Origin of the sequence: Nocardia jinanensis, from assembly GCF_014645735.1 — a bacterium.
GTDB classification, from domain to species: Bacteria; Actinomycetota; Actinomycetes; order Mycobacteriales; family Mycobacteriaceae; genus Nocardia; species Nocardia jinanensis.
Window position 1 is genome coordinate 37,949 of the sequence record NZ_BMMH01000020.1, and the last position, 12,397, is coordinate 50,345.

At 67.7% G+C, this 12,397-nt stretch carries 11 protein-coding genes and 1 tRNA gene; 5 read left to right on the forward strand and 7 right to left on the reverse strand.

What is annotated here, in order from left to right:
- The first annotated feature begins 99 nt into the window (after window positions 1-99).
- Complete coding sequence (locus IEY68_RS29540; protein WP_058854775.1) at window positions 100-2,004, forward strand: glycosyltransferase; 1,905 nt, start codon at window positions 100-102, stop codon at window positions 2,002-2,004.
- 60 nt (window positions 2,005-2,064) lie between these two features.
- Here IEY68_RS29540 and IEY68_RS29545 read toward each other — a convergent pair whose 3' ends face one another.
- From IEY68_RS29545 to IEY68_RS29570, 6 genes are all read right to left on the reverse strand, one after another.
- Entirely contained in the window at window positions 2,065-2,916 is an 852-nt protein-coding gene (locus IEY68_RS29545) for an SDR family oxidoreductase (protein ID WP_058854774.1), read from the reverse strand.
- A 257-nt stretch (window positions 2,917-3,173) separates the two neighbouring features.
- Window positions 3,174-3,860 carry a hypothetical protein gene (locus tag IEY68_RS36500; RefSeq protein WP_229719113.1) on the reverse strand — a complete coding sequence of 229 codons (687 nt, stop codon included), beginning with the start codon at window positions 3,858-3,860 and terminating at the stop codon, window positions 3,174-3,176.
- A 125-nt stretch (window positions 3,861-3,985) separates the two neighbouring features.
- Window positions 3,986-4,897, reverse strand: a complete 912-nt coding sequence (gene glfT1, locus IEY68_RS29555; RefSeq protein WP_058854801.1) for a galactofuranosyltransferase GlfT1 — start codon at window positions 4,895-4,897, stop codon at window positions 3,986-3,988.
- Between the two features lie 284 nt (window positions 4,898-5,181).
- Window positions 5,182-6,054 (reverse strand): galactan export ABC transporter ATP-binding subunit Wzt/RfbE, encoded by an 873-nt coding sequence (wzt, locus tag IEY68_RS29560; RefSeq protein WP_058854773.1) that lies wholly within the window; start codon window positions 6,052-6,054, stop codon window positions 5,182-5,184.
- A 13-nt stretch (window positions 6,055-6,067) separates the two neighbouring features.
- Window positions 6,068-6,958, reverse strand: coding sequence for a galactan export ABC transporter permease subunit Wzm/RfbD (gene wzm, locus IEY68_RS29565; RefSeq protein WP_082681328.1), 891 nt, complete (start codon window positions 6,956-6,958; stop codon window positions 6,068-6,070).
- A gap of 168 nt (window positions 6,959-7,126) precedes the next feature.
- Window positions 7,127-7,717, reverse strand: a complete 591-nt coding sequence (locus IEY68_RS29570; protein ID WP_156426161.1) for a bacterial proteasome activator family protein — start codon at window positions 7,715-7,717, stop codon at window positions 7,127-7,129.
- Between the two features lie 168 nt (window positions 7,718-7,885).
- Here IEY68_RS29570 and IEY68_RS29575 point away from each other — a divergent pair, with 168 nt between their 5' ends.
- Complete coding sequence (locus IEY68_RS29575) at window positions 7,886-9,088, forward strand: cysteine desulfurase-like protein (protein ID WP_058854772.1); 1,203 nt, start codon at window positions 7,886-7,888, stop codon at window positions 9,086-9,088.
- A gap of 55 nt (window positions 9,089-9,143) precedes the next feature.
- Here IEY68_RS29575 and IEY68_RS29580 read toward each other — a convergent pair whose 3' ends face one another.
- A complete protein-coding gene (locus IEY68_RS29580) occupies window positions 9,144-10,154 on the reverse strand; it encodes an NAD(P)H-quinone oxidoreductase (protein ID WP_058854798.1) in 1,011 nt (336 codons plus the stop codon).
- Between the two features lie 71 nt (window positions 10,155-10,225).
- On the opposite strand from IEY68_RS29580, the gene IEY68_RS29585 reads away from it, so the two are divergent.
- The 3 genes from IEY68_RS29585 (at window position 10,226) to IEY68_RS29595 (ending at window position 12,394) form a co-directional block, all read left to right on the forward strand.
- Window positions 10,226-11,401: an alpha-hydroxy-acid oxidizing protein gene (locus tag IEY68_RS29585; RefSeq protein ID WP_058854797.1), complete on the forward strand. Its 1,176-nt coding sequence runs from the start codon at window positions 10,226-10,228 to the stop codon at window positions 11,399-11,401.
- Between the two features lie 76 nt (window positions 11,402-11,477).
- Window positions 11,478-11,565: transfer RNA gene (locus tag IEY68_RS29590), tRNA-Ser, on the forward strand.
- Between the two features lie 214 nt (window positions 11,566-11,779).
- Complete coding sequence (locus IEY68_RS29595) at window positions 11,780-12,394, forward strand: putative glycolipid-binding domain-containing protein (protein WP_267886573.1); 615 nt, start codon at window positions 11,780-11,782, stop codon at window positions 12,392-12,394.
- The last annotated feature ends 3 nt before the right edge of the window (window positions 12,395-12,397 follow it).

The window sequence follows — 12,397 nt, forward strand, 5'->3', positions numbered from 1 at the left end:
AAGTGCGATACCTTCGCCTGCGTTTCGGCCTCCGCGTCAGTACGCGGACCGATCGCCGGTCTCGCTCATGCGCTAAATATTGAGGATTTCGAGGACTTCATGGACCAGTCGGCTATGCAGGCCGTTACCGAGACGAACGATCATGCTGCGGTCGCGCCGGAGTCGCTGCGCGCCGAACACCACCGGGCGCCGCAGAGACTGGTGCTCGCCCGGGGCATCTTCACCGGGCCCTCGGCGAAGATCAGCGACGAGCTGTATGCGGTGGTCAAGGGCCGTGCCACCCGCGACCGGATGACCCTGAGCCTGGACAAGGGATCGACCGCGCACACCAATACCTACTTCGGGCGTTTCGCGGCCAGCTACTGGCAGCGCTGGACCGTGGTCACCGAGGTGCAGGCCAGGATGGTCCTGCAGGTCGGAAAGCACGCCAGAGTGCGGATCGTGGCCTCCGATATCGCCGGACACCGCCGGATCGTCGGCACTGCCGAGGTCACCGCCAGCGGTCCGTTGACGCTGACCGCGCCGCTGGACCAGTTCGTCGACGGCGGCGCGCTGTGGATGGAGTTCGAGGCGGTCGGGGGCGATCTGGAGATCTCCGAGCTCACCTGGACCGCTACCGCTCCCGAGACCGTGCGCCCGGTCGCCATCGCCATCTGCACCTTCAACCGCGCCCAGGACTGCGCCGAGACCATCGCCGCGCTGGCCTCCGACCCGACCGTTCTCGGCTCGCTCGACGCCGTGTACGTGGTGGACCAGGGCACCGATCTGGTGGAGAACCGGCCGCTGTACCAGGCCACCCGGTCGATGTTCGGGGAGAAACTGCGCTATATCCGCCAGCCCAATCTGGGCGGCGCGGGCGGTTTCACCCGTGGACTGTACGAGGTGTCCGCGGCCAACGAACACGCCGACGTGATCCTCATGGACGACGATATCCTCTGCGAACCCGAAACCGTGCTGCGGTTGCAGGCCTTCGCCAACCTGACCGTGGAACCGACACTGGTCGGCGCGCAGATGCTGTTCCTGCTCAATCCCGACTACCTCAATGTCGGCGCCGAGGACGTGCACCTGCACCGGCTGATGCACGGCCAGAAGGTGCCCAAGGCGCTGCGCAACACCAGCATGCTGAAGAAGAACCAGGAACGCCGGGTCGACGCCGGCTACAACGCCTGGTGGACCTGCCTCATCCCGGCCGAGGTAGTGAAGAAGATCGGGCTCCCGCTGCCGATCTTCTTCCAGTGGGACGATGTCGAATACGGGGTCCGCGCCCGCGAACACGGGTTCGTCACCGTCACGCTGCCCAACGCGGCTGTCTGGCACGCGGACTTCTACTGGAAGGACTTCGACGACTGGGCGCGCTACTTCAGCACCCGCAACTCGCTGATCGTCAGCGCGATGCACGCGGATCTGAATCCGAGCACGGTCACCCGGCAGCTCCTCCGCAATATCTCCGAATATCTGGTCGGCATGCAGTACGGGCTCGCGCACACCACGCTGCAGGGCATCGAGGACTTCCTATCGGGTCCGTCGATCCTGCGTGACGGCGGTATCGAGCCGCTGAAAAGAGCCCGCACCAGCCGCTCCGACTACACCGAGACCGTGAAGCATCCCGCGGCGACGCCGCCGGTGGACTCCTCCGAGATCCGGGTGCGCCGCGCCGGCGGCGAGCCCAGCCGCCTGCTGGCGGTGCTGATCAAACGGGCTATCCAGCAGTGGACCGGCCGGGTCCAGCCCGGGCTCGTCGGGATCACCCGTGAGGACGCGCACTGGTGGCATGTATCGCTGTTCGACCACGTGGTGGTCACCGACGCCTCGCAATCCGGGGTCCGGGTCCGCAAGCGTGACAAGGCCACCGCACGGGCCCTGCTACTGCGTACGGTGCGGGTGCTGCGCCGGCTGTACAAGGAACTGCCGGACCTACAGCAGCGCTACCGCGCCGCGCACGCCGAACTCACCAGCCGCGAGAACTGGGAGCGGCTCTACGGGATCGATTCCGACCCGCGCTGAGCCGGGCGGTACGTACGTGGTGGGCCACGCCGGCGCGTCCGGCGTGGCCCGTCGCCGATCTCAGAGGAACAGGTCGGTGGTGAGTGGCTCGTCGCCCGGCGTCACCCGGTATTTGTCCAGGTCGGTGATGCCGTGGGCGGCGAGCACTTCGTCGTCGAGGAAGAAATTGCCGGTGGTTTCCGTGGCCGGTGAGGTGAGCACCAGGTAAGCGGCGTCGGCATAGATGTCCGGGGTCCGCGAGGTGCGGACCATCTCCTCCCCGCCGAGCAGGTTCTGCACCGCGGCGGTGGCGATGGTGGTGCGGGGCCAGAGCGAATTGACCCCGACACCGGCGGATTTCAGTTCTTCGGCCAGCCCCAGCGTGGTCAGCGACATCCCGTACTTGGCGATGGTGTAGCCGAGCGAGGACCCCGCCCATTTCGGATCCAGGTTCAGCGGCGGCGAGAGCGTCAGGATATGCGGATTGCGCCCGGCACCGGCCGATTCGCGCAACGCCGGAATGCACAGCTTCGACAGCAGGAAGCTGCCACGGCAGTTGATGTCCTGCATGAGATCGTATTTCTTCATCGCCAGCGAATCGGTGGGCGACAGATCGATGGCGGACGCGTTGTTGACCACGATATCGATACCGCCGAACCGTTCGGTCGTGAGCCGGACCGCCTCGGCGACCGAATCGTCGATCCGCACATCGCCGACGAACGGCAGTACGGTTCCCCCGGCTTCCTCCAGTTCCGCGGCCGCGGTGTGGATGGTGCCCGGCAGTTTGGGGTGGGGCTGATCGGTCTTGGCGATCAATGTGATGTTCGCACCGTCGGCGGCCGCCCGTTTGGCGATCTCCAGCCCGATACCGCGGCTGCCACCGGACATGATCATCGTCCGGCCGCTCAGCGGTGTGTCTCCGGTAGCTGTCATTGCCTGCCCTCCTGTAGTCGCGGCCGCCGCCCGCCGGCGTGCGGTCGGCATTGCGTTTCGAGCGTAGGCAACAGGTGCGGGCTTGCCCAGGGGCCGCGCAGCCCGGCGGCCCGGTATCGGGCGGAGTACCGGCCGGCCACCGGAGCAATGTGCCGCGGGCCGGCGCAGGGCTCGTGACCGTTGCCGTGCCGCAGCCGGACCGGCCGGGATCCGCGCGCGGCCGGGCGTAGACGCCCCGCCGCGCGCGGACCGCCGACTCACATCGTGGAGAGCATCAAGATGATGTTCAACAGGAAGATCAGGGCGACGAACGCCCAGATCACGTACATGACCACCATGCCGGGAGTTTTCTGCGGTACCGGGCCGATCGCTCCGTTGAGGAAGATCAGCGCCGGTGTCCGGTAGTAGTACCGGACCGCCTGGCCGGGCTGGACCGGTACCGCGACATCGGCCGGACCCATATCGAACAGCCACGGCGTGGCGACCCGCACGTGGTACTGACCGGCACCCACCGGAATATGGTTGGCGCCCCAGCGGGTGTTCGGCACCCGCTGCCCGTTCACGGTGATCTTGGGTTTGGTGATCGCGAGCAGGAACGCCATCGGGGTGTAGGAACAATCCACCGTGATACCCGGCGGATCGTTGGGCGCGGCCTGCGGCTGCTGACCGTAGGGGCCCGGCTGCCCGAACTGGGCGGGTGGCTGCCCGGTCGGCTGCGGGTACGGGCCGCTCCCGTACTGCTGCGGTTGCGCGGGAGGCTGACCGTAGCCCTGTGGCGGCTGCCCCGGGGGCGGCGCGCCCCACGGCTGCGGGCCGCCCTGCGGCCCCCCTGGGTACTGTGGCTGCCCACCCGGGTTCGGTGCCGGCGCGTACTGCTGTTGCGGCGGCGGGAACTGGCCGGGTGCGGGCTGACCTTGTGGCGGCTGACCGCCGGGGTAACTCATCGATCTCCTCCCGAATCATGCAGATTGTCAGCCGAACTTACCTGGCGGGGAGGAAACTCTCGCATCGACCGTCAACCCTGGTTGTCCGGTGGGTGATCGATCGGCCGCCCGCGCGAGCCGCCGGGCTATTCCGGTTTCTGGAACTGTTCGTTGCGGCCGAGGCTGCGCAGATGGAACCACTCGCGCAACCCGGCCGGATCGCGGCGGGTCACCAGGAAGAACCAGGAGAAACGAATCCATTCCTGGGGCAGCAGCTTTCGCATCCCGGGCTGCGACATCAGGTACCCGCGGTTGCGGTAGGTGAAGTACCGCTTCACCGGATCGTCCGGGTACTGGGTGTGCATCCGGCCACCGAGGATCGGCTTGAACTCCGCCGCGCCGTTGGGGTGTAGATACGCCGTTTGCAGGCAGGTACCGAAGGGCAATCCCGAGCGCACCAGCCGACGGTGCACCTCGACCTCGTCCCCGCGTACGAACAGCCGCAGATCCGGTACACCGATCACATCCACCGCCTGCGCGGAGATCAGGGCGCCGTTGAACAACGAGGCGATCCCGGGCAGGAAGTCCTCGCCGCCGAGCTCGGAACGCAACCGCCGCCACACCACGCCGCGGCGCAGCGGGAACGCCAGCTGGTCCGGTTCGTCGATATCGCAGACGACCGGTGAGACCTCCACCAGTTCGTGGCGGCGCGCGCAATCGAACAGGGTGGCCAGCACTTCGGGGCCTTCGGGCCGCCCGTCGTCGTCGGCCAGCCACACCCAGTCGGCACCGAGGCTCAGCGCGTGCAGCATGCCCAGCGCGAAACCGCCCGCCCCGCCCAGATTGTGCGCCGAACCGAGATAGGTGGTCTCGATCGGCTGATCGGCCACGAGTTCGGCCACTTCGGCTTCGTTGCCGTTATCGATCACGATCAGGTGATCGACGGCCCGCGACTGCGTGGCGACCGCCTTCAGCGATTCGGCGAGCAGATCGCGTCGCTTGTGCGTCACCACCACGGCGACGATCTTGGCGTCCGGTCCGTACTCGACCTCGGGCAGAACCGCGTCGCCCGCGTTGTGCTCTCGCGAGGGATCCGAAGCCGGACGCCCGGGTCCGCCCGTGCTGTGCGGATCGGGTCCGAGCGAGGGTTCTACCTGGTCATGCTTCGCTTCGGTCTCGGGGCCCGACTCGCTCGTGCTGTGTTCGTCGGGCACGGTCGAAGGCGCTGCGTGGTCGCGCTTCGCTTCGGTCTCGGGGCCCGACTCGCTCGTGCTGTGTTCGTCGGGCACGGTCGAAGGCCCTGCGTGGTCGCGCTTCGCTTCCGCGTCCGGGCCTGACTCGCTCATGCTGTGTTGTTCTCCAGTTCTCGTTCGCCGTCGGCCGACCGCTGTGCTGATTCGTCGGCGCCCCGGCCGGACTTCTCGGCCTCGATCTCCCGCAGGACCGTCGCCACATGATTACCCGCGTCCGGACCCTCGTAGGCTCGCACGACCTCTTCGATCCCGCCGCGCAACCGGATCTGGCCGTGATCGATCCACATCGCGGTATCGCAGAGCTGGGCCAGGAATTCGTTGGAATGGCTGGCGAACACCAGGATGCCCGATCGGGCGACCAGTTCCTGCAACCGGATTCGCGCTTTCTTCATGAACTCCGCGTCGACCGCGCCGATCCCCTCGTCGAGCAGCAGGATCTCCGGGTCGATGGAGGTCACCACGCCCATCGCCAGCCGCACCCGCATACCGGTCGAATAGGTGCGCAACGGCATGGCCAGGTATTCGCCGAGTTCGGTGAAATCGGCGATCTCGTCGATCTTGGCCAGCATCTGCTTCCGGGTCTGTCCCAGGAACAGGCCGCGGATGATGATGTTCTCGTAGCCGGAGATCTCCGGGTCCATCCCGACCCCGAGATCGAACACCGGCGCCACCCGTCCGCGGATCCGGGCACTGCCGCGCGAGGGCTCGTAGATCCCGGACAGCAGCCGCAGCAGCGTGGACTTACCCGCGCCGTTGTGGCCGACCAGGCCCACCCGGTCGCCCTCCTTCAGCGACAGGTTGATATCGCGCAGCGCCTCGACCACGACGACATCGGACTGATTGCGGCCGATCGAACCGCCCGCCTTGCCCAGGAACGCCTTCTTCAGCGACCGGGACTTCGCGTCGAAGATCGGGAACTCCACCCACGCCTTGCGGGTTTCGATACTCACGTGATCACTCATGATCGCCTGACTCCTAAACCCAGTAGGGCACGCGCGAACGGTACTGACGCAACGCGATCGCCGCGGCGATCCAGCCCACCACGGTGATGGCACCGACGATCGCCCAGTGGTACAGCTTCTGGTCGTCGCCGAGCAGCGGCGCGCGCACGATCTCCAGATAGTGGTAGGTGGGTACCACCTCGGCCAGCCGAGCCCGCTCGGCGACCTGACCACCCTGCTCGCGCAGGCTGTTGGTGTTCCACATCACCGGGGTCAGCACGAACAGCATCAGCGTCATACTGCCCAGGATCGGCGCGATATCGCGGTAGCGGGTGCTGAAGATGCCGAACAGTACCGAGACCCACATGGCGTTGAGGAACAGCAGAACCAGGGCCGGTATCGCGAAAACGACAGTCCAGTGCAGATCGCGCCAGACACCGAACAGCGCCAGCACCACGAAATAGATCAGCAGGTTGTGCGCGAAGAACAGGATCTGCCGCCACACCAGCCGGTACACGTGCACACTCAGCGCGGAGGGCAGCTGTTTGATCAGTCCCTCGTTGGCGACGAAGACATCCGCGCCCTCGAGGATCGAGGCGTTGATGACGTTCCACACGATCAGGCCGACCGCGACATAGGGCAGATAGTCGGTGAGCGGCTGGCCGAGTAGCGCGGCGTACAGGATACCGATGGCGGTGGCCTGTACACCGGTGGCGATGGTGATCCAGAACGGACCCAGTACCGACCGCCGGTAGCGCTGTTTGATGTCCTGCCAGCCCAGCGAGAGCCACAGTTCGCGTTGCCGGAACCCGTCGCGGATATCGCGCCAGGCTCGGGCCCACGACTGCGAATCCGATTCGATGGGGTCCGCGTCGATCACCTCGGTGGTGTCGGCGTCGGCGACCGGGGTCTGCTCGGAACTCACGGGCAACTCATCTGCGGCGGGGTCGTGGTCGGGGCGCACCGGGCTCTCGTCGGTGCTCTCCCGGGCCTCGGTGTTTACCAGGTCGGAGCGAGCGGAAGCTGCAGGCACGGTGCACGACACTACCCCGGCCGGTGAGTCCCGGTAGCGCTGGCATATATACCACCGCGATCAAAGGTATTGTCCGGTGCCTCCGATGGTCTGGCCCGGCTGCCCGCCGCGACCGTCGGCGGCGTGGATACCCGGTGGCAGGGCACCCTGGCGCATCTGCTCGAGCTGCGCCCGTGCGGCCATCTGCTGGGCGAACAGGGCGGTCTGGATACCGTGGAAGAGGCCCTCCAGCCAACCCACCAGCTGCGCCTGCGCGATACGCAGTTCCGCGTCCGAGGGGATGGCGTCCTCGCTGAACGGCAGGGCCAGCCGCTCGAGTTCCTCGCGCAGCTCCGGTGCCAGGCCCTGTTCCAGTTCCCGTATCGAGGATTTGTGGATCTCGGCCAGCCGGGTCCGGCTGGCGTCGTCGAGCGGAGCCGCCCGTACCTCCTCGAGCAGCTGTTTGATCATGGTCCCGATGCGCATGACCTTGGCCGGCTGTTCGACCATATCGGCCAGCGACTCGGAGTTGTCGCGCTCGGTCGCATCCTGCTCGGGGGTCTCCCGGCCGGGGTACGACGCGCTCGTCGCGGCGCCCGCGGGCAGCACCAACGGACGGCCTTCGGGGCCGATCACGACAACGGGATCCGATGCGTCATCCGATTGCGTCATGGTCCCCATCATGTCGTGTTCGCGCCGAACGCGCTAAGCCGGTGGTGGTGACGAGGTCGGGCCCGGAGGCGGAAGTGGAGCCCGACGACGCAGGGACCTCGCTCGTGCCCGGTGAAATCGGCTGTACCAGGGTTACCGAGATATGGGCCCTGCCTTAAAGTGACCTGCATGACTTACGACGTCGCGCGGGTCCGGGGACTGATCCCCTCCCTGGCCGACGGCTGGATCAACCTGGCTCCGCAGGCGGGCATGCTTGTTCCGGATTCTGTCTCGCGCGCGGTGTCCACCGGTTTCCGCTCGTCGTCGTTCTCCCACCTCGGCCGCCACGGTGCCGCCAAACGCAGCGCCGATATCCTGCACGACGCCCGGGTAGCCGTGGCGGATCTGGTCGGGGCGGACCCGAGCGGGGTGGTGCTGGGGCCGGATCGCGCCGTCCTGCTGGCCTGGCTCGCCGAATCCCTGAGTTCCCGGCTGGGCCTGGGTACCGGGATCGTGTTGTCCAGGCTGGACGACGAAGCGAATGTGGCGCCCTGGCTGCGCATAGCCAACCGGTACGGGGCGCATGTGCGCTGGGCCGAGGTGGAGATCGAGACCTGCGAGATGCCGGCCTGGCAGTTCGAGGAGCTCATCGGACCCACCGCGCGGCTGGTCGCGCTCACCGCGGCGTCCCCGATCGTGGGTTCGGCGCCCTCGGTGCGGGTGGCGGCCGAACGGGTGCACGAGGTCGGCGGGTTGCTGGTCGCCGACGCGGTCGGCGCCGCGCCTTACGCCCTGATCGGTATCGATGACCTGAACGCCGATGTGGTGGCGTTGAGTGCACCGAGCTGGGGTGGTCCGCAGGTCGGCGCGCTCGTCTTCCGTGACCCCGCCTTCCTGGACCGGATCCCGTCCATGGCGTTGAACCCGTATGCCAAGGGGCCTGAACGGCTCGAGGTCGGTGGCCACCAGTACGCGCTGCTGGCCGGGCTCACCACCTCGATCGACTATCTGGCCGCGCTGGACGAACGGGCCGGGGGCACCCGCCGGGAGCGGTTGGAGCTGTCGATCACCTCGCTGCAGGATTACCACGACCAGCTGTTCGACCATTTGATGAGCACCCTGGAGAAGATCACCGGGCTCACCGTGATCGGCCGGGCCTCGACCCGGATCCCGACGGTCAGTTTCACCATCGACGGTATGCAGGCGGAGAAGATCGCCGCCGAACTGGCCGATAAGCGCATCAATGTATTGGCCGGTTCGCACGGCGGCAGCCGGTTACTGGACGCTCTGGGTGTGAACGACGAAGGCGGCGCGGTGACCATCGGTCTCGCGCCGTACACGACTCGCCGGGAAATCGATCAGCTCGGCCGAGCCCTGACCGCGCTCGGCTGACCGGCTCGCCCCGGTTCCGATGGGCTGGAGTGAGGGCCCTGCGCTCCGCTTCCGCCTAGCTCGTGCCGTCGTTCCCGATCCGCAGGATCACCTTGCCGAACGTCTCGTGCTCGTCGAGCAGTTCGTGCGCCCGGCCCGCCTCGGTCACCGGGACCTCGGCATGGATCACCGGCACGATCGCTCCTGCCTCCAGCAGTGGCCAGACATGCGCGCGGACCTCGGCGATGATATCGGCCTTGCTGCCGCGACCCGTGGCCGGACGGTCGCGCAGTTTGATCGCGCGCACCGTCCCGCGTTTGCCCATGAGCTCACCCAGGTTCAGTTCGGCACTCACTCCGCCCTGCATGCCGATCACCACGATCTGGCCGTCGAGTGCCAGCGCCGCCACATTGCGGCCCAGGTAGGCGGCACCCATGTTGTCGAGGATGATGTCGGCGCCCGGTCCGCCCAGGCCTTGTTCGGCGCGTACCAGGTCCACGAAATCGTGTTCCCGATAGTTGATCAGTACGTTCGCGCCCAGTTCCGCGCAGCGCGCCAGTTTCGCGGCGGACCCGGCTGTCACCGCGACCCGGGCGCCCAGTTGCACCGCCACCTGGATGGCATGTGTGCCGATCCCGCTGCCCCCACCGTGGATCAGCAGCAACTGCCCGGAATGCAGGCCCGCGGTCATCACCAGATTCGACCAGACCGTCGCCGCGACCTCGGGCAGCCCCGCGGCCGCCGCCAGATCCAGACCGTCCGGGACCGGTAATACCTGCCCGGCCGGCACCACCACCTGCTCGGCGTATCCGCCGCCGGACAGCAGCGCGCACACCCGGTCACCGACCGACCACTCCCGGACGCCCTCGCCGACCGCCGCGATCACACCCGAGCATTCGAGCCCCGGTACGGAGGTGGTCCCCGGCGGGGGTGCGTAGAACCCGCGCCGCTGGAGCAGATCGGCCCGGTTCACCCCGGCCGCCGCCACATCGATCAGTACCTCGCCGTGTCCGGGTGCCGGGTCCGGGGCGCCGGACCACTCCATCACTTCGGGGCCGCCGAATCCGTTCAAGTTGATCGCTCGCACGGGACCCATACTGCATCAGAATTTGCGCAGTGGGTGCCCGCGACGTGCCGGACACGGCTACCGTGAGCGCCGTGAGCAGCTTCATCGACTTCCAGAACGAGATCTACCTCCAGGGAATGGGCGGGACGGTCCCCGAGCTGCCGATGACCGCGGACGGTTTCGCGGACCGGGCCCGGGAGTTGCTCGACGCACGCGCCTACGCCTATGTAGCCGGTAGCGCGTCCACCGAACGGACGGCTCTGGCCAACACCTCGGCGTTCGATCGGTACCGGATCGTGCCGCGCATGCTCTGCGGTACCAGTGGGCCGGGCGCACGTGACACTTCCGTCGAGGTGCTCGGCACCAAACTGGCCGCACCGGTGCTGACCTCGCCGGTCGGGGTGTTGGAACTGCTGCACGAGAAAGGCGAGGTCGTGGTCGCGCGGGCCGCCAAGGAGCTCGGGGTGGGCACCGTCGTGTCCACCGCGTCCTCGTCGACCATCGAGGAGGTGGGCGAGGTCGCTGGCGACTGGTGGTATCAGCTGTACTGGCCCGCCGACGACGAGCTGGCGCGCTCGTTCGTGGAGCGCGCGCAGCGGGCCGGGGCGAAGGCGATCGTGGTCACCGTCGACACCCCCTCCCTCGGCTGGCGGCCGCGCGACCTCGAACTGGGGCATCTGCCCTTCCTCCTGGGCAAAGGCATTGCCAACTATCTGTCCGACCCGGTCTTCCGGGCCAAGCTGCCGGCACCACCGGAGGAGAGCGAGGACGCCCTGCGGATAGCGATCCTCACCTGGGTCGGCTTGTTCGGCAACCACACGCTGCGCCCGGCCGACCTGGCCAGATTACGAGAATGGACCGATCTGCCGATCGCGGTCAAAGGCGTCCTGCACCCCGATGACGCCCGGCTGGTGGTCGATGCCGGCGCGGACGCGGTATGGGTGAGCAACCACGGCGGTCGGCAGGTCGACAATTCGATCGCGGCGCTCGACGCGCTCGGGTCGGTCGTCGGCGCGGTCGGGGACAGGGCCGATGTGCTCTTCGACTCCGGCGTCCGCTCCGGCTCCGACGTCCTGGTCGCCCTCGCCCTGGGCGCCAAGGCGGTGGGCTACGGCCGGCCCTGGGCATATGCGCTCGGTATCGGCGGCGCCGTGGGAGTCCGGCACGCGCTGCGCCTGCTGCTCGCCGATTTCGATTCCGCCATGGGCCTTTCCGGATGCGCCGATCTCGCCGGCATTACTCGTGAGCTGCTCGCGGTCCCACGCTGAGCGAGCGGACGGCCACCTTGTGACCGGTAGTCGGCTTTCGGTCGCCACCGGTCCCATCGGTTACCATCGAGGCCCTGGAGACGTGGCAGAGCGGCCGAATGCACTCGCCTTGAAAGCGAGAGTCGTGAGAGCGACCGGGGGTTCAAATCCCTCCGTCTCCGCCAGAACAGCAGTCGAGAGCTGGTCTCGGTGATCGGTTTCGGGTCGACGGATACGACCGAACAGCTCATCGTGTCGGCGCACCCGGATTTCGTCAGGGCTGTGGTGCGGCTCCGCGCGGAGTCGCGCGACTGAGGACCGGTATCGGGGATTCGGCGGTCGGGCGGGCGCGACCCGCGCTCGGGCGCGGCGGGCACGACTGTTGCGTACGGTGGACACGTGACGCAATCGAGCGACGTAACCCCCGGTCCGGCCGTGACGCCGGTGCCCGGGCGGTGGCCCGCCGTGCTGACCTGGCGCGCGCACGACGGTTCGCGGATGGAATCGGTTCGCGTAACGCTCAACGGCAACCGGATCCGGGCCAGCGGCCGCATCATCGGCGGTGGTTGTGGCGAGCACACCGCGTTCAGCGCCTCCTATGATCTGGTCACCGACGAGAACGGCGCGACCAGGCGGCTGTCGTTGAGCAGTACCACCGCAGCGGGGGAACGGCACGCCTCCCTCGCCCGGGACCAGGAGAACTACTGGCTGGTCGATGCCACCGGCACCCATATCCGGTCCACCTTCGGTGGCGCGCTGGACGCCGATGTGGTGCTCAGCCCGTTCTTCAACACCCTGCCCATCCGCCGGTTCGGGCTCCAGCACGCCATGGAGGATGTCCAGGTCCCGGTGGTCTACGTCCGGTTGCCGGAGTTGACGGTCCAGGAGGCCGATCTCACCTACAGCAGCGCCAAAGACGGGATCAGCGTTCTCTCGCCGGTGTCCAGCGCCACCCTCACCGTCGACCCCGACGGTTTCGTTCTCGACTATCCCGGTTTGGCCGAGCGGGTCTGAGCG